A 21,453-nucleotide genomic window follows, 5' to 3' on the forward strand; every position below is an offset into this window, starting at 1 on the left:
GGCAGAAATCCTTCCGAGCGACTGGGAAGGATGGCCGCGGCAATGATCATCTTCTGCGGCATGTCGATCATGCTCTTGCCGCTGATCTTGATCCTCTGGCTGTCGGTAACATCCAACGAGATTCTGGCACTTCCGGTCGAAGGCTATTCGTTCCGCTGGTTTTCCGAAGCGTTTCGACAGCCGCAGTTCCTCAGTGGTTTCCTGTTGTCGGTCACCGTTGCAACTTTTGCCACGGTAGCCGGGCTGATCGTGTCGGTTCCGGCTGCGCTGGTCATCGTGCGACGGCGATTTTGGGGACGCGAGGCGCTGATCCAGCTGTTGATGTCGCCGCTGACGGTGCCGGCCATCGTCATCGGTGCAGCTCTCTATATTACCGTGGTCGAAGTCGAAATCGCGTCCGGTGTCCCGCTCGTCGGGTCAACAGCGATCTTCGCCGCGGGGCATGTACTGCTGACGATCCCATGGTGCGTCCGACTGCTGCTGGCCTCGATGGAGGGGCTGAACCAATCTATTGAAGAAGCCGCCGCTTCCCTGGGCGCATCGCCCGCAAGTGTGATCTGGCGCGTCACGCTTCCACTGATCCGTCCGGCGATGTTTGCGGCTGGCGTGTTCGCTTTTGTTGTCAGCTTCGGCAACCTCGAGGTCTCTATCTTCCTTTCAGGCCCGGGTCAGGTGACGCTGCCAGTCGCTGTTATGCAGTATCTTGAATGGAAGATCGACCCCACTATCGCGGCGGTTTCTGTCCTGCAGGTCCTGTTCGTCGCCGTCATGCTGGTGATTTCTGACCGCTTCGTGAACATTTCCAGGATGGTCTGATGGCAAATATCGCAATTTCCGGGCTGAACAAGACTTACGGCTCTTTCCGCGCCGTTGATTTCATTGATCTGAACGTCCAGGAGGGCGAGTTCGTAATTGTCCTCGGGCCCTCAGGGTGCGGAAAGACCACGACGTTGAGAATGCTCGCGGGGTTCATCGAGCCTGACGGAGGGCAGGTGATCCTGGGTGGCAGAGACATCACCTATGAGCCTCCCTATCGGCGCAACATCGGCCTGGTATTCCAGAACTATGCCTTGTTCCCACATCTGACGATCTTTGAAAATGTTGCCTTCGGGCTGCGCCGCCGAGGGGTCAACCACTCCGAAATCACGCCTCGCGTCAAGGACGCCTTGTCACTGGTCGATCTTTCCCACCTGACGGATCGCCTCCCCCGGCAACTCTCCGGCGGTCAACAGCAGCGAGTGGCTATCGCCCGAGCCATTGCCATTCGGCCGGACGTCCTGCTGTTGGACGAACCGCTCTCCAACCTTGACGCGAAACTTCGCCTCCAAGTCCGCGATGAATTGCGCAGCCTGCAAAAGCGCCTCGGCATCACGACGATCATGGTCACACATGATCAGGACGAGGCCATGTCGGTTGGCGATCGACTGGTCCTGATGCGTTCCGGTCGCATTGAGCAGATCGGCTCGCCTGACGATCTTTATAACCGACCGGCAAATCGCTTTGTCGCGGATTTCATTGGTCGCACAAACTTTCTGCGCGGGCGGATCGAGAAAGATCAAGCCTTTCATAGCGAAGGCGGCATTGTCCTGACCAGCGCCAGCCAGCCGCCGGGTGCGACCGAGGCAATGATCCGCCCGGAAGCAATCCGGGTCAGGAGCGTTCCGGAGCAATCCGGTCCCAACGCAATTTCGGGGACCATCCACGGCCATGTCTTCCTGGGAGGACTGATCGAGCTTGCCATTGATATGCCCGGAGGAGAACGGATCACGGGCGTCATCTCTCCAAGGGAACTGGAAGAAGCGGGCGTCAAACTCATCCCGAATGCGCCAGTCTACATCAGCGTCGCACCAAAGGACGTCGTGCTTCTCTAGTGCCGGCCACGGACGACAAGACGACTGATCACTGCACAGGCCGAAACGCTCTCAAGGTAGAAAGAACATGATTGGGATAAATCGTCGGAATTTCGGACTGCTGGCTGGTGGCTTCCTCGCCTCTACTGCAATGCCCGCCTTTGCCCAGGCAAAAGGCCGCATCGTGGTTGGGACCTGGGGAGGCGACTACCAGAACCTTCAGCAAGCCCATATCGCCGACGCCGTGCTCAAGGATAGCGGAATTCAGGTCATCTTTGATCCGGCAAATGACACCGTTCGCAAGGCCAAGCTGCTGGCTGAGCGCCGTCTGCCGCGCGGCACGATGGACATTGCCTGCATGACCCGCCAAGGCAGCAATGAGCTGTTTACGCAGGGTGCTGTTGAGGAGTTGGATGAGACCAAGATACCAAACCTATCCAAGGTCCTGCCCTTCATCCGAACGAAGTACTCTGTTCCTCATATCTACACTGGCCGCGTAATTCTCTACAATCCCGACCAGGTAAGCCCCGCACCCACCTCTTACGCCGATCTGTGGGACCCGAAGTATGCGGGAAAAATCGGCGTGATCGATATTCAGTATCAGACCACGATTGAATCCGCTGCCATGATTTCCGGTGGCGGTCCGTCGAATTACGAGCCTGGAAAAGCCAAGCTGATGGAGCTGAAGAAGCAAGGCGTAAAGGTTTTCGCAACGAACGAAGCCATGGCGCAAGCGCTCAAGACCGGAGAAATTGTCATGTGCATAATGTGGAATGCACGTGGCTACATGTGGCAAAAGGCCGGAATCAATATTGAGATAGCCATCCCGAAGGAAGGCATTGCAGTCTATCTCTCCGACATGTGCGTACCAAAGAATGCTCCGAACAAGGAAGCAGCGTACGCCTATCTCAATGCCATGCTCGAAGAACAGCCGCAGGTCGCATTCGCGGAAAACATGGGATACGCGCCAACAAATTCGGAAGTGACTTTGCCTCCAGAATTGGCCGCGCGCGTCGACTACACGCCCGAGCAGCGTGAAAAGTTCATCATGCCGGACCTCGAATACCTGCTGGGTGTCGATTCCTCGCTGCAGGATTTCTGGAACAAAGAATTCAAGGCCTGACAAACAGGCCCCAGTCTGCCCGGGACCTCGCCTGGGCAGATCGCGGATCACCGCAGGGAAATAATTCACATGCAAACGAAACCGATTGGCGCAGCCGCGCTACTTATTCCTGCGACGGGACTGGTCCTTGTTTTCATGGGACTGCCTCTGATCTATCTGTTTCGCTACAGCCTTAACCAGTATGTTCCCGGAGAGTTCATAGTGGATGGCTTTACGCTTGAGAATTACAGGATCTTCTTTTCCGAGGCATACTACCTGACCGGAATGTGGACTACGCTGTTAATGGCCGGCGCAGTTACCATTCTTTGCATAACGCTGGGCTTACCGATTGCTAACTGGATCGCGCGACAAAGTGGAACACTCAAGACCATTCTGCTGATGGCGGTGATCCTTCCCTTGTTTATCTCGAACGCGGTTCGGGCGGCAGGCTGGATGGTCGCGTTTGGCCAGGCAGGAGTTCTCAATTATGTTCTGCTGCAGCTCGGTCTGATTTCCGAGCCGCTGCAGATCATGCAAACACCGATCGCTGTCTTTATTGGCATGACAGCGGTCAATCTGCCCTATGTTGTCCTGACGCTCCAAAGCATCTTCGAGGGCCTGGACGAAAATATTGACTTTGCTGCAGCCAGTCTGGGGGCTCAGCCGCTTCAGTCGTTTTTCCTGGTTCGGCTACCTCAGGTTGTTCCGGGCATTCTTGCCGCGTCAATGCTTTCCTTCATATTGGCAATGAACGCTTATGCGACGCCAGTTCTACTGGGTGGTCCATCGTTTCGAATGATGGCTCCCATGGTCGTGGTCGAGATCATGAACAAGGCTAATTGGCCTTTGGGCGCAGCCTTGGCGTTCATTCTTCTGGCGACCACGGTGGCGATTTCGATATTGGCCGCGTTGTTCATTCGACGCCGCTATTAGAGCACGCCGGCCGATCCATTTTGAAGCCGCCCGGTCCAGAATGGATATCATGCGCACACACAACTTTCACTCGCCATCAGAGGTAAGTCGATGACTTCGATTGATAAGCACGAGCAAGCCCAGGACAAAAAGCGCGAACTCCACGCTGCCGTGCGGCAATACCGCAAAGCTCACGAACGGGAGATTGTGAGCGAACTCATCGAATTTCTGTCGATTCCAAATATCGAGACTGACCGCACGGAGATGCGGCGGAATGCTGAGTATATCAAGTCAATGCTTGAGAAGCGCGGAGTTATTGTCCGGCTGTTCGAAACGGAAACCAACCCTGTTGTTTGGGGTGAGTTGGATGTTCCCGGAGCAACGCAAACCCTGACATTCTATTCCCACTACGATGGAGTCCCCGTCGAGCCGGCCGACTGGATCGACAGTCATCCCTATGAACCGGTGATGCGTTCTTCCAAGCTGGATCCCGCGACACGTGAACCCAAGCCATCACCATTGCCCGAGCATGGCGCCAGATTCGACGAAGATGCTCGGATTTATGCGCGCAGTGCAAGTGACGACAAGGGACCGATTATCGGTATGCTTGCAGCTCTTGACGCGCTGCTCGCCTCCGGAGTTCCGCTGCGAAACAATCTGAGGTTCGTCTTTGAGGGAGAGGAGGAATCCGGCTCCGAGCATTTCCCTGAGTTCGTCAGGAAGCACCGGAAAATGTTTGCTTCGGACGCATTCTTTATCTGCGATGGGCCTGCCTACTACACTGGTGCCCCCACGATGTGGTTTGGAGCGCGAGGGAATATCTTTGCGCATGTGACCGTTTATGGCGCGAACGTTGTCCTGCACGCAGGTCATTTCACCAACTTTGCGCCCAACCCCGTCGAGCGGTTGTCGCATCTTCTCTCAACGATGAGAGACTCTGACGGGACCGTAAAAATTCCCGGATTCTATGATTCAGTTGCACCATTGGGGGAGATCGAGGCCAATGCACTGAATGGCGTTCCGCGGTTGGAAGCTGAACTGGCTGGTCTTTATGGCTTCTCGGGGTCTCTGAGAAATGACCAGAACTACATTGAAAGTCTTCAGGCCCCTGGTTTCAACGTCGCTGGATTTCAGGGAGGTTGGGCCGGTGATGATGCTCGATTTGTCGTTCCGGACGTCGCCACTGCATCCATCATGCTGATGCCTGTCGTCGGCACCACCCCCGACGAGATGATTGACTCGCTCAAGGCACATATCACCGATCAAGGCTATCATGTCGTCACTGACGATCCGTCAGCCGATGAGCGGTCCCAGTACTCGCTCATCGCCAAGATTTCGACCTACTGGAGTGCGCCGGCCTCTCGGACTGCCATGGACCTGCCGGTTTCGGTCCGGATCATGGATGCCGTTTCGGGGGCGACAGAAAAAGACGCGCTGTTCATTCCTTCCATCGGCTCGGCGATCGGTATCTTCTCGGTCCTGCGCGACGAATTGGGGATTCCCACATTGCTGGTTTCCACTGTGAATCCCGACAATTTCCAACACGGTCCGAATGAGAATCTTCGCATCGGCAATCTCTGGACGGCAATTGATACGTTTGCTGCCCTGATGATGATGGAGAAAGCAAATTCGGATGTGAACTGACGCCCAAAACTTTTCCTCAGGGTCCATTTGGCCTTCTTGGCTGATGAATGACATGAGGGTTTCGATGGGCCTTCTTCCCACGTTCCGGTATCCGAGATGCGGCCTCTCGGTGTTGTAGTGGACGAGTCAGGCGTCGAGGTCGGCATGGAGCCGCCTCGACGCTGCCGTTCGATGACGGCAGGCCTGCCGCGGCGGGGCACGAGAGCGTCGAACTCGCACAAGAGGCGCCGGCCGCCGATCGAGGTGTCGACCACCAGGGCCGGCGCCTCCCGGGTGAAGTTGTCGACGATGGCGAGAATGCGGAAGCGGCTGCCCCAGTCGAGGGCGTCGGAGACGAACTCGAGGCTCCAGTGCCGGTTCGGCGCATCCGGCAGCGCATCGGTGTCCGGCACCCGCGCGGCCGCCAGATCGAGCGCTGGCGTCACCACCACACCACCGAACGCCCGCATTCGGCGCTCGGCTACCGAACTCCGATGGAGGTTCTCACCGGAAACACCGCGACAGCGCACAAGCCCCTTGCGGGCGCCCAACTGCCGCTCATCGCAGAGTTCAACCAGCGAGATTCCAGTTCGCCGCGGCCCTGAATGCGGGGAAAGGTCACTCCTGCAAAAGGCCTTTCCTGCGGACCCTTTCTCCGGCTTTGCCGAGCCTCACAAAGCCGCGCCGCGCACCGGTCTGCTCAGGAGCAGGACGGCCAGACTGGCGACCGTCATTGCGACAAGTGTCAGCGCGACATAGCTGTAGGTTCCGTCAAAGCCCGCGCGCGCGATCAGTGGCTGGCTGGCGATGGGTGAGACGAAATGGCCAAGAAACATCGACGAGGTGACAAGCCCGGTCGCACGCCCGCGTGTGGCAGGGGGGGCGAGCTTGATAGCCGATGACATTATGTTGGGCATGGCCAGGCCCAGACCCAGGCCGACAATGGCGACGGCGGCAAGCAGGCCGGCAGCGGCGGTGGCAAACGAGAGCGCAAGATAGCCTGCCGCCATCAAGGCGAGACTGATGGCGAACACCGCAACGATGCTTAGGTGGGTTCGCAGCCGGCCATAGCTCAGCGCGGTGGCCGCAGACGCGGCGTTCAGTGCGCCAATCGCCCAGCCCGCGACGCTCGGACGCTCCAGTCCCAGTTCCCGCAAGAAGAAGGGAAGCTGCGCGGGGATGGTGTAGAACAGCGCATTGATCAGGAACGCAGTGAGGCAGACAAGCGAAACCGATCTCCACGGAAAGGCGACCGCCGCGCCGGTGATCGGCCCAGCGCCGGATTTCCCCGTCGAAACGGGCTCGGTCAGAAACAACATTGCCGCCGGCAGGATGATCAGCGCCAGCCCATAGACGGCGAAGGGCGCGCGCCAGCTCACATCGGCCAGCAGCCCGCCGGCAATGACGAACGCGACGCCGCCGATCTGGGTGCAGGCCTGTTGCAAGCCGAGATAGCGCTCGCGCTCGGAGCCCTGAAAGTAGTCGCCGACGAGCGCTGCGCCAATGGTCATGATCGCGCCGATCGCCAACCCCAATGCCGCTCGCCCGATCAGCACGCCGGTCAGACTGGTTGCGGCAAGGCCCGATGCCCCAGCGACCGCATAGACCAGGATCGCCGCGACCAGCAGCCGCTTGCGCCCGTAACGATCGGCCAGAGTGCCGACAAGCGGAGCAAAGGTTGCGACGAAAATTGCTGGCAGGGTGAGCACCATGCGGCTCAACAGGTCGACATGCGGCGTCTCGATGAACGCCTGGCGGATCGCCGGCAGCGATGGCGCGACAATCGTGCCGGCCATGATGGTCAGCGTTGCGATCACCAGAAGGGTGATTTTCAGCGCGTCGGGAACGGCGGCGTCTGGCTTCTCATCCATGGCTCAGCCCGCCTTCGCATAGGGTTGCGCCGCGCGTGCAGCCTTCAGCGCGCCGGCCCACCAGGCGAGCTTCTCCACCATGGTGCGCAGGGCCGCATCGGCGGCGGGCGGCGCTTTCAGCTTGCCGTCTTCGCCCAGATGATCCCACACATTGGCGAAGCTGACGCCATCACGCACGCTGACCGCATGAAGCTCGGCAAAGACCAGCCGCAACTGCTCCACCGCGCGCAGGCCTCCTGACACCCCGCCATAGGACACGAAAGCCACGGGCTTCGCTTGCCATTCGACATAGGCAAGATCGAGCACTGCTTTCAGCGCCGCCGGATAGCTGCGGTTGTATTCCGGGGTCAGCACGATGAAGCCGTCGGCGGCGCCCAGTGCAGCGCGCACCTGACGCCCCGCCGGCGTGTCCGACTTGTGGCGGATGGAGATATCGAGGTCTCGCGGGTCGATCACCTCGACGGCAAATTCGGGATGGCAGGTCAGGCGCTCAGCGAGCCACGCGCCGATGATGTCGCCAAACCGGGTGTCGCGGGCGCTGCCATAGATGAGGGTCAGTTTCAGTCGGTCGGATGACCTGCTTTCATCGGGCCGGTTTTCAGGGGGCATGGAACACTCCTCGCATCGGGTTCCATGAGGTGATAAAACCTCAACTAAGGTTGAGGTCAACGGCATGTCTGAAGAAATTTTGCGCCGCCCGCACACTCGAGAACGGCCCCGCCGCGACCTGTCGGTCGGCGAAGTGGCGGCACGGGCCGGCGTGGCGGTCTCGACGCTGCATTTCTACGAAGCGGAGGGGCTGATCGCCGGCTGGCGCACGGACGCCAATCATCGCCGCTATGAGCGCAATGTGCTGCGCCGCATCGCCATTATCCGCGTGGCGCAACGCGCCGGCATTCCGCTCAAGGAAATCCAGGCCGCGCTCTCGGCGTTGCCGGAAGGCCGCACGCCGACCCAGGCCGACTGGGAAAAGCTCGCGGCGAGGTGGCGTTGCGATCTGAATGACCGCATCCAGCGCCTCACCCGCCTGCGCGATCAGATGACGACCTGCATCGGCTGCGGCTGTCTGTCGACGCAGGACTGCCCGCTGCGCAACCCTTATGACGAACTGGGACAGGGAAGGAATGGCCCGGTGTTGCTCGAGCCGGAGGTGGATGATGTCTCGGAGCCTGTCCGGGAACCAGGCGATTGAGGTTGAGCGACCGCCGTCGGCCTGATCCACCGTTGTTTCGGGCGCGAGTCGACGGAGGGCCGGATAGCGTGGACGGGGCACCCGGGGCGACGAATGTGCGCGCAAGCGGGATCGGTGCAAGCGACGTCACGACGGATCGGCAGCGGGCGATGCTTGCGCCGTTGCCTCTGGCTTGGGGGGCGGCGTCCGGGCACGACATGCCTGCCAGTGGCGGATGCTGCCGTCACGAACGGCCAGCCCAAGATACCCGGTCAGAGGGTTGGGGAAACCATCGCAGGGGGAGATATGGCGACGATGCGTCGTGGTCGGGACAATCTCTGACAGCGACTGCCGCAGTCCCGTCGACAAGCCATCGAGGAAGACCCGGTTCGGAGTCGCGCGCCTCTCTGACTTCATTGGGATATCTGGTAGCGGAGGAGGGACTTGAACCCCCGACACGCGGATTATGATTCCGCTGCTCTAACCAGCTGAGCTACTCCGCCAACGCGCGGGTCTTTACGGGACGGGCAGGGGGGCGTCAATAGGGCGCAGCGTGTCGATTGACGGTCGCGGGCGGGCGTTGCTCCGCCCGTGTCGCGTGGAGTCGGCCGGACGCGGATGGTGACTGCCGCTGCGGGCCACCGGCACTCGAATGCGGAAGGCCGAGCCTGATCCGAAGGCCCAGACGGCTTTCTGCCGATGCGACGCTCTCCGAGCCCGGCGCGCGCCGCAGCGGGCGGGTGCCTCCGAACGGCCCGAGGCATGCCACCATCCGCTTCTGGCCGCGCTCGAGCCGATGGAGGCGGATGTCGGGATGGCGCGTCCGCGCGTGGCGGTCGCGTGATCCGCAGAAGCGAGCGAGCGCGTTCGACGTCTGAACGACCCGGGCGTGTCACCTGCGTCAGGATTCGGCTGTGTCCTGCGGCCCGGCTGCTCGGCAAGAGCCCACTCTCGCTCACCGAAGTCACCTTTGGCATCGGATCCTCCGGGACCGGCCCAGTTCTCGCGCGCCGTCCGCGACACCAGCCGGGCGCCTCGCCTGCGTCGGGCGTCAGCTCAGGTACTTCCTGAACCACTCGATCGTGCGGTCCCAGGCGAGGGTCGCAGCCGCCTCGTCGTAGCGCGGTGTCGAGTCGTTGTGAAAGCCGTGGTTCACCCCGGGGTAGATGTACGCCTCGAAGGTCTTGCCGTTCGCCTTCAGGGCTTCCTCGTAGGCGGGCCAGCCGTCGTTGATCCGGGTGTCGAGCCCGGCATAGTGCAGGAGCAGCGGCGCCTTGATCTTCGGCACGTCCGCGACGGGCGCCTGCCGGCCGTAGAACGGCACCGCGGCGCCAAGATCCGGGAACGCCACCGCCGCCGCATTGGCGACGCCGCCGCCATAGCAGAAGCCGGTGATCCCGATCTTGCCGGTGGTGGCATCGCTCGCGGCGAGGAATTCGATCGCGGCGAAGAAGTCGTTCATCAGCTTCTCGGGGTCCACCTGAGCCTGCAGCTCGCGGCCCTTCTCGTCGTTGCCGGGATAGCCGCCCACGGAGGAAAGCCCGTCGGGTGCGAGCGCGACGAAGCCTGCCTTCGCCACCCGGCGCGCCACGTCCTCGATGTAGGGATTGAGGCCGCGGTTCTCGTGGACGACGACGACGCCCGGCACCTTGCCTTCGGCCTGCGCCGGGCGAACGAGATAGGCCCGTACCTCGCCATGACCCTCCGGCGAAGGATAGGTGATGTATTCCGCGACGATGTCAGGATCGGTGGACCCGACCTACTGCGCCAGCGCGTAGTCCGGGCTCATCTGCGCGAGGATCGTCGCGGCGGTGAGGCCACCGATGGCGAATTTGCCTGCACGGTCGAGGAATTCGCGCTTGGTGATACGGCCATGGGCATAGCCGTCATAAAGCTCGAGCAGTTCGGGCGGAAAGTCCTTCGCCGTCATGCGTGTCATTCACCTTCTCCCCCGAATCCGCTACGTCTGCAGGATGCACGCGATTGCGCCATTCACCAAACGCGGCGGGATCACGGGTGATTGATCGGCCTCGCGACGGGAAGCGCGTCCGTGGCATCGGGAGCGCCCCCGACCTCGCGGGTCCCGGCTCGGGGATTTCAGCCACCGCGCGCAGAAGAGCGTGACGACACTCGCGGGCGTGCTAGTGTCGGCTCACGCAGGGCGTAAAGGGAGATAATTCACCATGAGTCTCGGAGACATCCTCGGTCAGATCATGCAGCAGGGACTCGGGGGCCAGACCCAGACCCGTGACCGGCTGCAGACCACCGCGAACAATCTCGACGCCCAGGGCGGCGGTCTGGGCGGGCTCTTCGGTCAGCTTCAGGGTGTGCTGCAGCGCGCTGGCGTTGATACCGGCTCCCTCGGGGGCGCGGCGCAGGGCTTTGGCGACCGGGCGCGCGACTTTGCCCGTACCGAGCAGGTCGGCGGGCTCTCGGGCGCGCAGCTCGGCGGGATCGGTGCTCTTGCTGGTGCGCTTCTCGGCGGAGGTGGTCTTGGCGGGGCGGCGCGCGGCGGTGCGATGGCGATCCTCGGTACCCTCGCCCTGAACGCGCTCCGCGCGGCGCAGGGCGGCGGTGGCGCCGCCGAGGCCGCGCCGGTCGCGGAGAGCGAGATCCGCGCACTCACCGGCCCGGACAGCGAAAAGCTCGCGCTTCGGGCGATGATCGCTGCCGCCAAGGCGGACGGCCAGATCGACCAGGACGAGATGGGCAAGATCATCGGCAAGATCTCGGCCGACAGCGTGACGCCCGAGGAAAAGCAGTTCGTTCTCGACGAGATGAACAAGCCCCTCGACGTGGCGGCACTGGCGGCAGACGTGCGTGATCCCGCGCAGGCGGCGCAGGTCTACGCGGCCTCGATCCTCGCCATCGATGCCGACACCGAGCAGGAGCGCGCCTACCTGCGCGAGCTCGCCTCCGCCCTCGACCTGAATGCCGGGGCGGTCGCGCAGCTGCACAAGATGGCCGGCGTTCCGGTCTGATCACTCCGGTCTGATCACTCCGGTCTGATCACTGGCAGGGGGCAAGCAGCAGTCTGGCCGTGGCTTGCCCCTCAGGCCGACCGCTATCGGAGGGCCGGGACTTCTGTTAGACTTCCCTGATGCGTCGCCGCGCCGCCCTCGCTGCGTTTCTCATCGTCGCCTGCCCGGCAATGGCGGGCGTCGTCACTCCCGACTTTCCCCAGACCGCGAGCGGGATCCAGACCGGCAGCGCCACGCTCGCCGTCGGTGAGCCGCTGCTCGTCGTCCTGCCGGCGGCGGACCGTCCGGGCTATGCATGGGAAGCGCGTCCTGCGGACCCGGCCGTCCTTGAGCCACAGGGCGCGCAGTGCGCCGCTGAGCGCGGCGACACGCCGGTCAACGCCCGGTTGCCGGCCTGCTTCGCATGGGCGGGCCGCGCGCCGGGAACGACGGTTCTGACGTTCGTCTACCGACGGCACTGGGAGACGCAGCCGGACGGCGTGCTGCGCTACGATCTGACGGTGAGCGTCACCCGCTGACCCCGGCTCGCGACTTCATGAGGGAAGGGGGCTCACTTGACCATCACGATTTCCGCCCCCGGCACGCCGGCGACCTTCGCAAGCTGCCGCAAGCGGGACTGCACGGCGTCGCTGTCGGGCACCCGGACGCCCGGGCGGACTTCGAGGCGGACCGCGTCGGTGCCGATGCGCACCCGGACCTGATCGAGGATTTCAGGCACGCTCGCCGAGACGCGGTGACCGAGCAGAAGGACCCGTCCGAGGATTTCCGCCCGGCGCAGGTCCGACGGCGCCAGCAGGTCGCGCACCACCGCCTTGACGGTGTCGTCCACTTCGCCGCCGTAGCGCGCCATGATCGCCACTGCCATGAACGCGCGTTCCGGGTGCGAGAGGCCGACGAAGGGAAACTGCAGCAGGCGGCGGAAGCTCTCCATCGCCCGGACCTTCTCGTGGTCTCGCCACGCCAGATCGGTCAGCGCACAGACCGCAAGCCGCACCCGCCGACCGGCTTGCGGCTCCGCGGGGAAGAGATCGTCGGTGAACCGCCCGAGCGCCGCCGAGAACGCCGGCACCCGCGCCAGCGGCAGGCCGATCGCCTGCGCGCCTTCGAGCAACGGGTCGCGGTACTGCTCCTCGTCGTCGAGCTGGGCATAGAGCCAGCCCTCGCGCAGGCCGAAGACCGAGAACACCACCCGCTCCGGCTTCAGGATTTTCAGCACGCGCCAGAGCACGAGCGCGGCGGCGGCGAGCGTGTCGGTCCGCCGGCTCGGCGCGTCGGGAAGTGCGGCCACTTCCTCCGGGGTCATGCGGGCGATCCGCTTCGCCAGCGCCCGCGCCTCGTCGACCGGGATCTCGTGGTTGTGCACCACCGCGACCGGCGCCGCCGTCTCGGCGATGTGCACCCGCGCGAGCCCGCGCCAGCCGCCGCCGATCGCGAAGAACGTGGGCTCGGTCAGGAGCGGCGGCAGGCTTTCCTTCAGGATCGCATCGACCCGCGCCTTCGCCACATCGAGCCCTTCGGTCATCAGGGCGCGAACCGGCAGCGCGCCGAGCGGCATCGAGACCTTGCGCTCGCCCACCCGGTCGCCCAGCACCTCCGCAACTTCGAGGCTGCCGCCGCCCATGTCACCCGCCAGCCCCTTCGGCTGGTAGAACCCGGAAATGACGCCGAGCGCGGCGTAGGTGGCTTCCTCGTCGCCCGACAGGATCTGTGTCTCGAGCCCGGTCGCCTCGCGGATCGCCGCCACGAGCTCGCCGCCGTTCAGGGCCCTGCGCGTCGCCTCCGTGGCGAGCACATGCACCCGGTCGACCCCCATCGCCCGGCGGATCGCATCGAACCGCCTGACCGCCCGGAGCGCCCGCTCGATGGCGTCATCCGTGAAGCGGCCGTCGTCCCCCAGCCCGCGGCCGAGTGCCACGAACGATTTCTCGTTGAAGCGGGCGAACGGCGTGCGGGACAGGTCGTCATAGACCACGAGCCGCATGGAGTTCGAGCCGATGTCGATCACCCCGAAATGCCGTTGCTCGCGGCCGAGCACCCGGTCGGTGTCGATCTCGATGATGCGAGGCTCGGATTCCGCCGGCCGGATCGGCGCGCGTGGCATGGCTTTGCTCCCCGGATTGCTGTTCTCGCGCCAGGCGCTCCCATCGTGACCGGCGCACGGCCCCGCGTCCATTGGTGAATCGTTCTGGCAGCGTCAGGGTTCCCGGACTATGTCGAGCCTGCGGAGGAGATGCATGATGACCAGAGGCTTCCAGGCGACCGACCGTGCCCTGCTCCGGGTGTCCGGGCCGGAGACCCGCGAGTTCCTGCAGGGGCTGGTGTCGAACGATGTGCGCCGGCTCGATCAGGGGCCGGTTTACGCCGCGCTGCTCTCTCCGCAGGGGAAATATCTCTTCGACTTCCTGCTGGTGGCGGACGGTGACGGTGTGCTCCTCGATGTGAAGGCCGACCGCGCGGCGGCGCTCCGGCAACGGCTCGGCATGTACAAGCTGCGCGCGAAGGTGGCGATTGCGACCGATCCGCGCATGGTCGTCGTCGGCGAGGGCGCGCCGCCCGTCGGCGCGCTTGCCGACCCGCGGGATCCGGGCCTCGGCTGGCGCGGCTATGTGGAGGATGCCGCCGGTTTCCTCGCGGGCATCGAGCCGCTCGATCCGCTGGTCCACGAGGCGAAGCGCGTGGCGCTCGCGGTACCCGAGACCGGTGTCGAGCTGCGGCCGGACGAGAGTTACATCCTCGAGATGGGCTTCGAGCGGCTGGGCGGCGTCGACTTCCGCAAGGGCTGCTATGTCGGGCAGGAAGTGACGGCGCGGATGAAGCACAAGACCGAGCTTCGCAAGGGACTGGTCGCGGTGCGCGTCGAGGGCGCGCCGCCGCCGCCGGGGACCGAGATCCTCGCCGCCGGCAAGCCCGCCGGGACGCTCTTCTCCGTGGCGGACGGTCAGGGCCTCGCACACCTGCGGTTCGACCGCGCCCAGGGCGAACTGTCGGCCGGGACCGCCCGCGTGGTGCGTGCCGACAGCTAGCGCTGTCGGCCGGGGAGCCGCCGCGGCCTCACGCGAGGTGCCAGATTGCCGTGGCTCCGGCCGGGCCTTCCGGCGTCACCAGCCCGCGTTCCATCAGGTCGATGAGATGCGCGAGCACGTTCCGCGCCGCGGCCGGATGCAGCCGAGGATCGACGTCGGCATAGAGCCCGGCGACCAGCGCCGCCGGGCTCGCCGGCCCGCCCGCCAGCGCCGCGACGATCTGCGCTTCGCGCCCGTCACGGTGCGCCAGCACATGGCGCGCGAGAGCCTCCGGGTCTGCGACCGGCGCACCGTGACCGGGGTAGAGGGTGGAGTCCCTGCGCTCGAGCACCCGCAGGACACTCGTGCGGAACATGCCGAGGTCGCCGTCCGGGGGCGAAATGAGCGTCGTCGCCCACCCCATCAGGTGGTCGCCGGAAAAGAGCGCGCCGGCTTCCTTCCAGGCAAAGCTCAGGTGGTCCGCGGTGTGGCCCGGCGTCGGTATCGCCGTGAGGGTCCAGCCGGGACCTGCGAGCGTCGTTCCCTCGCCGATCCGCTCGTCCGGACGGAACGTCACGTCGATCCCTTCGCCGCCACCGATGGCACCCTGCGACGTGAGCGCGGCCATCGTGAGGGATCTCGCGCCCGCCGGGTCGCCGTGGGCCAAGACCGGCGCGCCGACCCGTGCGGCGAAGGCGGCGGCGCCGGCGCTGTGGTCGAGATGGGAGTGGGTGACGAGCACCGCGGCGACACGCTCGCCCGCGATGGCGGCGGCGAGGGCGTCGAGATGCCGGGGATCGTCCGGCCCGGGATCGATCACCGCCACCTCGCGCTCGCCCACGACGTAGCTTCGGGTTCCGGTGAAGGTCATCGGTCCGCCGTTCGGCGCGGTCACGACCCGCAGTCCCGGCGCGAGGTGTTCGGCAACGCCGATGGGTGGCGCGTGCGACAGATCGAACGGGCCTCGCGGTGCGCCCGGCGTGCGTGGTAGCGTCCCGACCATGGCCTTCTCGTCCCTCCGACGCTTCCTGCCGCGCAGCCTGTTCGGCCGCGCCCTCGCCATTCTACTTGTGCCGATCGTCGTGCTGCAACTCGTGGTCGGGCTCGTGTTCTTCCAGCGGCACTACCTCAGGGTCAGCGAGCAGATGTCGCGCAGCGTCGCCTACATGCTCGCCTATGCGACGGCCCAGCTCGACTCGTCGGACACACCGGCGGAGGCCGAGCTTCGCCTCGTAGCGCTGGCGCGGCCGCTCGGCCTCGCCATGCGCTTCGAGCCGGGGAAGGGGGTGACGCCGGGGGTGCGCCGCGACTTCTTCGACTTCACCGGAGCGGTGATTGCCGAGACGTTTCGGGAAGCCATCGTCGAGCCGGTGGCCATCGACTTCTCCGATTCCCGTGCCGCCGTGCTGGAAATCGGCACCCGGCTCGGCGCGCTGCATGTGGAGGTCCCACGTGACCGGCTTTCGGTGGCGAACCCGCACCAGTTGCTTGTGCTGATGATCCTCGCGGCCATCATCCTTTCGCTGGTCGCCGTCATTTTCCTGCGCAACCAGGTCCGGCCGATCCGCGCCCTCGCGGAGGCGTCGGACGAGTTCGGCAAGGGCCGCTCGGTACCGTTTCGTCCCACCGGCGCGGAGGAAGTGCGACGGGCGGGCGCGGCGTTCCTCTCCATGCGCGCCCGGCTCGAACGCCAGATCGAACAGCGCACGCAGATGCTCTCGGGAGTGAGCCACGACCTGCGCTCGCCGCTCACCCGCATGAAGCTCACGCTGGCAATGATGGATGACTGCGAGGAGACCCGCGATCTGTCGCAGGACGTGGACCAGATGGAGCGGATGCTTGGCGCCTTCCTCGCCTTTGCTCGTGGCGACGGCCTTGAGACGACCGCGCCGGCCGATCCGGTCTCGCTCGCCGCGGCCGTCGTCGAGGCGGCGCGGCGGGAGGGCAGGCAGGTTCGTCTCGAAGCCGTCGACGTGCCATCTGGCACCATGATCCCCATGCGCGCCGGTGCGGTCGGGCGAGCCTTGAGCAACCTGGTCGGCAACGGTGCCCGCCATGGCAGCGAGGTGCTGATCACGGTCCGGCTGGCGCCCCGCACCGTCAGTTTCATCGTCGAGGACGACGGCCCCGGGATTGCCGAAGCTGACCGGGGACGGGCGCTGCAACCCTTCGCCCGGCTCGACGAGGCGCGAACGCCGAGCGACGGCAATGTGGGCCTTGGCCTTTCGATCGCGCTCGACGTGGCGCGCAGCCATGGCGGCTCGCTCGAACTCGGTGACAGTCTCGAACTGGGGGGGCTACGAGCGATCCTGCGATTGCCTCGCTAAAAATGAAATTGGGTTCTTGTTTGGAATTCTATTCCAATAATGCCCCGGATGTGGCAGTGTCTGCCCGGGACGTGGGATGATTCCCCCGCGTCAGAAGCAAACGCCGAAGGGGAGGAAACCCATGGAGAGGCAGACGCCGGACGCTGGCGCGCCGGAAACGGAGCAGTTCGACGAGACTGTGGACCTGCTGGTAGTCGGCGCCGGTGCCGGCGGCATGACTGCGGCTCTGAGCGGGGCGATCGCCGGCCTCTCGGTGCTCCTATGCGAGAAGACCGACATGGTCGGCGGCACGACCGCCACTTCGGGCGGCACCACCTGGGTGCCGGGGAGCCAGCTCAGCCGGGACATCGGAGTGCCAGACAGCGCCGAGGACGCCGCGCGCTTCCTGCAGCACGTGGTGGGCAACCGTGGCGGCGACGAGCTCCGCGCTGCTTTCCTTGCCTCCGGGCCTGCGGCGATCGACGATCTCCAGAAGAATTCCGAGGTCCTCTTTGCCGCATCCGCGGCGCACCCCGACTATCTCGATGGCCCGGGCGCGGCATTCGGTGGACGGGCACTCGCCCCGGTCGAGTTCGACGGCAGCCGCCTCGGCGCCGACTTCGTCCGGGTCCGTCCGCCCCGCGATGTCTTCATGGGGCTTGGCGGCATGATGGTCGGCCGTGCCGAACTCACGGCGCTCCTGAACCCGCTCGCCAGCGTTGCGAACCTCAAGACCACGCTCCGCATGGTGCTCGGCCATGCCAGGGCACGGCTCGGCAACCGCCGTGGCACCCGGCTCCTCATGGGCAACGCCCTCGTCGGCCGGCTCTACTACAGCCTGCGCCAGCGCAACGTGCCGGTCTGGTTTGACAGCCCGATCGCAGATTTCGTCCGCGACGGCGACCGGGTGATCGGCGCAGTGATCACGACACCGACCGGCCCGCGCCGGGTTCGTGCCCGCCGCGGCGTGGTGCTTGCCACCGGCGGCATCGGCTGGAGCGAGTCGTTGCGCGGCCGGCTGTTCCCGCAAGAGATCAGCAAGCTTTCGCAGTCGCCACGCGCCAACACCGGCGATGGCATCAGCCTCGCGACGGAGCGTCTCGCCGCTGGCCTCGACGACGGGTGCGACAGCCCCGCGCTCTGGATGCCGTGCTCGTTGCTGCCGAACGGCACCGACACGCCGTCGATCTGGCCGCACATCCTGCTCGACCGGGCGAAGCCGGGGCTCATCGCCGTCGGCCGCGACGGGCGCCGCTTCGTCAACGAGTCCGACAGCTATCATGACTTCTGCAGCGGCATGGTCCGCGCCGGCCTTTCCGAGGCGTGGCTCGTGGTCGATGACAGCTTCATCCGGCGCTATGGCCTCGGGCTGGTGCTGCCGGGCGGTCGCGGGCTCGGCCGGCTGCTCCGGAAGGGATATCTGAAGTCGGCGACGACGATCCCGGCTCTGGCGGCGGCGATCGGCGTCGATGGTGCCGCGCTCGCCGAGGAGGTCGCGGCCAACAACCGCTTCGCAGGGACCGGCGTCGATGCCGATTTTGGTCGGGGCACGTCGGTGATGAACCGCTTCAACGGTGATCCGGACGCGGGGACGAAGAACCCCTGCATCGGCCCGATCGGCGCCGGCCCGTACTATGCGCTGCGCGTTGTGCCGATGGACCTCGCCGGAAGTGGCGGTCTCAGGATCGACGCGAACGCCGGCGTCCTCGACGCGGAGGGCCAGCGGATCGAAGGGCTCTATGCCTGCGGCAATGATGCGAGCTCGATCTTTCGCGGTACCTATCCTGGACCCGGCACGACGATCGGCCCGGCGATGGTCTTCGGCTGGCGCGCCGCACGCCACGCCGCCAGCGTGGCGCAGGCCGCCGCCTGATCGTGTTGCGGCGCGCCCCTCGGGGCGCGTCGCTGTCGGCTTGTGTCGGGTCGGGAGCCCGGCGCGTCAGCCCCAGTCCCAGTGCGAAAGCGCGCCGACGTGGTGATCCGCGTCGTCGTATGCTGCCGAAGCCGGCGAGCGGTCGTCGTCGGCACTGGTCGATCTGTTGTTGTTGCTGCTGCCGTTCATCAGCCGGCGGGCGTCCAGCCAGTCGAATTCGTCATACATCACCCGCAGTGCAAACTGCCCGTCTCCCTTGATGAGATGCTGGGTGTTGGGCAGGTTGGGGAGGTTCCATCCGGTCTTGAGGCGCACATCCCACGCGTTGAGAAGTGCATCGACGTCCACCGCAAAGGCGTGACTGCCCGCGTCGGACCCGTCGGTCGTCGGCCGGAAGCTCTTGCCGGGCGTCAGCCCCTGAAACGCCTCGAGGCCCTGCGCAACCGCCGCCGCCTTGCGGAAGCTTTCGCCGAAGCGCGCGCCGTCGAGCCAGACGTCCTGACGCACCAGCCACTTGAGCCCCGGCGCGGGGTCTCCGTTGGCGTAGGAGTTGGGGTCCTGCTCGGAGAGCGCAATCGTGTAGGTCCGGGTGATGTCGCGCGCCTCGTCCTCCTGGTTCTGCCACCAGTTGGAGTTGCCGTGCTGGACAACGGCGAAATGCTCGCGGATCTCGCTCGCCGCGAAGCCGCGGTTGAGCAGATAGCCGATCGACTCGGCCGCGACGTTGGCCCCACCGCCGGCGCTGTAGACCACCACCTCGTTCGGTTCGGCGACACCTCCCTTGCCGATGGCGGCGACGATGTCGTCAGCAAGCTCGCGGCTCGCCGCAGTCAGTTCGCCACGAGTGTTGGCATCGAAGTTCCAGGCGCGCTGCCCCCCAGCATCCGCCTTCAGCAAGTCGTACTGGTCCCATCCCGGCGCCAGTTGCCTGATCGCAGCGGCGCCGTACTTGGCATGGAACTCGTAGTTCCCTGCTCCCATGGCATTTCGCCAGTCCTCCTGATATCGGGGATCATAGGCAAAATGGCCGGGAACCGGCTTGAAGGGGTGCAGCATCTTGAACTGCCCCCCGTCGATTGTGTCGCCATAAACAAAACCGCCGATTTTCACATGCGAGTCTGATTTCGCAACTGCTCGTGCCTGCGCCGCGCCCACGAGCTGGGCGAGGTTGTCGTCGGGATCGGTATAACCATCGTGGCTGAGCCAAACGCGAACGTTGGTCATTGGGGTCTCCACTCATCTGGGGATTAGTAAGCCACAGGGTGCGGGATTCGTCGCGATACGACAACCCTTTGATTGGTCGTCACGAATCTTTTGCTCAGTCGGGTATGACAGGGATTATCTGCCGCGTCCCGAAGCGGGTACCCAGCCGGCGGCCAATGCCGCAGCCTCGTCGCAGAAAAGCCGTTCGCCCCGATCGAAATCGATTCTGGTTCGCGACCATGAGGCCATGTCCGGCGTGTGGTAAAGCTTGCGTCCGTCGCGGCTGATGTTCCCCTTGATCATGCATTCATTGCCGGTTGTCGGCGTGTCGTCGATCGGGGAAACCGGGGTGGTGGCAATGGTGCGAACTTTACTTCGGTCGCGGCGCCAGTCCCATGGCGCTTCGCTGTCGGCCTGCCAGAGGCCAAGGCCGGACGCGCGGGCCCCGGCCTCATCGCCGAGGTAGCGGTCGCTGTAGCGCTCATAGGCGCGCGCGAGTCCTTCCGAGACGATGGTTGCCCCGAGGTCGCGCCCGTCCACGGAGCAACTGGCCACGGTCCTGCCGTAGCGATCGGTATCCTGCGGATTGCAGACGACCACCCGCTGGGCCACCAGGGACTTCAGTCGCTCGGCGGCGACGGTGCCGCAGGCCCAGTCGCGCCCGGCGGCGTCCAGGCACCGCTGGTGAGCTTCGGGCGCATCGACACCGAAGAGCCGGATCCGGGTCGCGCCGATCCGCATCGTGTCGCCGTCAGTCACCGTGGCAATTCCGCTCAGCGTTGCCTCGGCCGGGCGTGGCTGCGGGAACCGGTTCAGCGAGGGCAGGGCAGGAGCGGTCGACGCGCGCGTGTCGATCAGCGCCAGCAGCAGAAGCGCCGCCAGAGCCGGAAATCGCAGTCGCGCCACATTTGCCTCCGTCACTCGGTCATTCGAGCCGGCGCGTCCGAATATCCGGTTAACACCGCCGCGGGAAGCCCGCTGAGCGACGGTTCACATCGAACGCGGCCGGCTCTGGCACCGGAAGGGGGGCGGGGCTATGGTTGCGGACCTGAAGCAGTCGCCCCGGATCCAAGCCCATGCGCCGTTCCGATCTCGCCATGCTCCTTGCCGCCATCATGTTGCTGCCGGCGGCGTCCCAGCCCGGGACGGTGGACCGCCTTGCTCAGGCAAGGGACATTCCGGTGGAGGAGTGGCGCGACATGGCGATGGGACGGACCCTCACCTACCGCTTCAACGGGGAACTCTGGGCGTACGAACACTACTTCCCGGGAACGAACGCCGTGGTGCTGCAACTCTACGACGGAACCTGCATGCAGGGCACGTGGGACTATCACGCGCCGCTCTATTGCTTCCATTGGGAAGGACAGACGCCGTCCTGCTTCCGCCACACGCGACTCGGATCGGAAATCCTGATCATCGAGACACTGGAGGGTCAGGACACGACGATGACGCAAGAGATGACCGGCGTCGGCGATCAGCCTGTCAGTTGCGGCCCGCCGATCACCAGCTGAAGCAGAGCGGCGGGAGGACCCCGCTCTGCGTGGATCGCGCCGGGGTGC

Annotated in this window: 19 protein-coding genes, 1 tRNA gene and 2 pseudogenes; 13 read left to right on the forward strand and 9 right to left on the reverse strand. The window is 65.0% G+C overall.

Annotation, left to right across the window (positions count from 1 at the left end; translation table 11 throughout):
- Positions 1–42: 42 nt before the first annotated feature.
- From HNP73_RS09185 to HNP73_RS09205, 5 genes are all read left to right on the forward strand, one after another.
- Positions 43–816, forward strand: a complete 774-nt coding sequence (locus HNP73_RS09185) for an ABC transporter permease (protein WP_221288427.1) — start codon at positions 43–45, stop codon at positions 814–816.
- Positions 816–1,871: an ABC transporter ATP-binding protein gene (locus tag HNP73_RS09190; protein WP_184148373.1), complete on the forward strand. Its 1,056-nt coding sequence runs from the start codon at positions 816–818 to the stop codon at positions 1,869–1,871. Before HNP73_RS09185 ends, HNP73_RS09190 begins: the two co-directional genes overlap by 1 nt.
- 67 nt (positions 1,872–1,938) lie before the next feature.
- Positions 1,939–2,973, forward strand: coding sequence for an ABC transporter substrate-binding protein (locus HNP73_RS09195; protein ID WP_184148374.1), 1,035 nt, complete (start codon positions 1,939–1,941; stop codon positions 2,971–2,973).
- Positions 2,974–3,042: 69 nt separating this feature from the next.
- Complete coding sequence (locus HNP73_RS09200) at positions 3,043–3,885, forward strand: ABC transporter permease (RefSeq protein WP_221288429.1); 843 nt, start codon at positions 3,043–3,045, stop codon at positions 3,883–3,885.
- A gap of 90 nt (positions 3,886–3,975) precedes the next feature.
- Positions 3,976–5,508 (forward strand): M20/M25/M40 family metallo-hydrolase, encoded by a 1,533-nt coding sequence (locus tag HNP73_RS09205; protein ID WP_184148375.1) that lies wholly within the window; start codon positions 3,976–3,978, stop codon positions 5,506–5,508.
- 30 nt (positions 5,509–5,538) lie between these two features.
- Here HNP73_RS09205 and HNP73_RS09210 read toward each other — a convergent pair.
- Positions 5,539–5,658 (reverse strand): annotated as a pseudogene (locus HNP73_RS09210) (IS481 family transposase); the annotation flags it as partial.
- Positions 5,659–5,858: 200 nt separating this feature from the next.
- Between HNP73_RS09210 and HNP73_RS23235 the strand changes: the two are divergent.
- Positions 5,859–6,092 (forward strand): integrase core domain-containing protein, encoded by a 234-nt coding sequence (locus HNP73_RS23235; protein WP_184148376.1) that lies wholly within the window; start codon positions 5,859–5,861, stop codon positions 6,090–6,092.
- A 66-nt stretch (positions 6,093–6,158) separates the two neighbouring features.
- On the opposite strand, the gene HNP73_RS09220 is transcribed toward HNP73_RS23235, so the two are convergent.
- Both HNP73_RS09220 and HNP73_RS09225 read right to left on the reverse strand, forming a co-directional pair.
- A complete protein-coding gene (locus HNP73_RS09220; protein ID WP_184148377.1) occupies positions 6,159–7,358 on the reverse strand; it encodes an MFS transporter in 1,200 nt (399 codons plus the stop codon).
- A gap of 3 nt (positions 7,359–7,361) precedes the next feature.
- The gene (locus tag HNP73_RS09225) at positions 7,362–7,967 is read right to left on the reverse strand and encodes an NADPH-dependent FMN reductase (RefSeq protein WP_184148378.1); all 606 of its coding nucleotides are present in this window, start codon (positions 7,965–7,967) and stop codon (positions 7,362–7,364) included.
- Positions 7,968–8,031: 64 nt separating this feature from the next.
- Between HNP73_RS09225 and soxR the strand changes: the two genes are divergently transcribed.
- A complete protein-coding gene (gene soxR / locus HNP73_RS09230; protein WP_184148379.1) occupies positions 8,032–8,550 on the forward strand; it encodes a redox-sensitive transcriptional activator SoxR in 519 nt (172 codons plus the stop codon).
- Positions 8,551–8,955: 405 nt separating this feature from the next.
- Here the strand turns inward: soxR and HNP73_RS09235 are convergent.
- Together HNP73_RS09235 and yghX are read right to left on the reverse strand one after the other, a co-directional pair.
- Positions 8,956–9,032, reverse strand: a tRNA-Met gene (locus HNP73_RS09235).
- Between the two features lie 548 nt (positions 9,033–9,580).
- A pseudogene (yghX, locus tag HNP73_RS09240) lies at positions 9,581–10,468 on the reverse strand (YghX family hydrolase).
- Positions 10,469–10,712: 244 nt separating this feature from the next.
- On the opposite strand from yghX, the gene HNP73_RS09245 reads away from it, so the two are divergent.
- Positions 10,713–11,510 (forward strand): tellurite resistance TerB family protein, encoded by a 798-nt coding sequence (locus HNP73_RS09245; protein ID WP_184148380.1) that lies wholly within the window; start codon positions 10,713–10,715, stop codon positions 11,508–11,510.
- Between the two features lie 119 nt (positions 11,511–11,629).
- Positions 11,630–12,028 (forward strand): protease inhibitor I42 family protein, encoded by a 399-nt coding sequence (locus HNP73_RS09250; RefSeq protein WP_184148381.1) that lies wholly within the window; start codon positions 11,630–11,632, stop codon positions 12,026–12,028.
- A 32-nt stretch (positions 12,029–12,060) separates the two neighbouring features.
- On the opposite strand, the gene HNP73_RS09255 is transcribed toward HNP73_RS09250, so the two are convergent.
- Positions 12,061–13,611, reverse strand: a complete 1,551-nt coding sequence (locus HNP73_RS09255) for a Ppx/GppA family phosphatase (RefSeq protein WP_184148382.1) — start codon at positions 13,609–13,611, stop codon at positions 12,061–12,063.
- A 136-nt stretch (positions 13,612–13,747) separates the two neighbouring features.
- On the opposite strand from HNP73_RS09255, the gene ygfZ reads away from it, so the two are divergent.
- Positions 13,748–14,533: a CAF17-like 4Fe-4S cluster assembly/insertion protein YgfZ gene (ygfZ, locus tag HNP73_RS09260; protein ID WP_184148383.1), complete on the forward strand. Its 786-nt coding sequence runs from the start codon at positions 13,748–13,750 to the stop codon at positions 14,531–14,533.
- A gap of 28 nt (positions 14,534–14,561) precedes the next feature.
- Here the strand turns inward: ygfZ and HNP73_RS09265 are convergent, their stop codons facing one another.
- Positions 14,562–15,515, reverse strand: coding sequence for an MBL fold metallo-hydrolase (locus tag HNP73_RS09265; protein ID WP_184148384.1), 954 nt, complete (start codon positions 15,513–15,515; stop codon positions 14,562–14,564).
- Between HNP73_RS09265 and HNP73_RS09270 the strand changes: the two genes are divergently transcribed.
- Both HNP73_RS09270 and HNP73_RS09275 read left to right on the forward strand, forming a co-directional pair.
- Entirely contained in the window at positions 15,514–16,839 is a 1,326-nt protein-coding gene (locus HNP73_RS09270) for an ATP-binding protein (protein WP_184148385.1), read from the forward strand. The genes HNP73_RS09265 and HNP73_RS09270 overlap by 2 nt on opposite strands.
- A 121-nt stretch (positions 16,840–16,960) precedes the next feature.
- Positions 16,961–18,691, forward strand: coding sequence for an FAD-binding protein (locus tag HNP73_RS09275; RefSeq protein ID WP_184148386.1), 1,731 nt, complete (start codon positions 16,961–16,963; stop codon positions 18,689–18,691).
- Positions 18,692–18,757: 66 nt separating this feature from the next.
- On the opposite strand, the gene HNP73_RS09280 is transcribed toward HNP73_RS09275, so the two are convergent.
- On the reverse strand, positions 18,758–19,915 hold the full coding sequence (locus HNP73_RS09280; RefSeq protein WP_184148387.1) for a hypothetical protein: 1,158 nt from the start codon (positions 19,913–19,915) through the stop codon (positions 18,758–18,760).
- Between the two features lie 114 nt (positions 19,916–20,029).
- Positions 20,030–20,800, reverse strand: a complete 771-nt coding sequence (locus HNP73_RS09285) for a thermonuclease family protein (RefSeq protein WP_343063243.1) — start codon at positions 20,798–20,800, stop codon at positions 20,030–20,032.
- A 170-nt stretch (positions 20,801–20,970) separates the two neighbouring features.
- Between HNP73_RS09285 and HNP73_RS09290 the strand changes: the two genes are divergently transcribed.
- Complete coding sequence (locus HNP73_RS09290) at positions 20,971–21,405, forward strand: hypothetical protein (RefSeq protein WP_184148388.1); 435 nt, start codon at positions 20,971–20,973, stop codon at positions 21,403–21,405.
- Positions 21,406–21,453: the final 48 nt, after the last annotated feature.

Origin of the sequence: Amaricoccus macauensis (genome assembly GCF_014201905.1) — a bacterium.
GTDB classification, from domain to species: domain Bacteria; phylum Pseudomonadota; class Alphaproteobacteria; order Rhodobacterales; family Rhodobacteraceae; genus Amaricoccus; species Amaricoccus macauensis.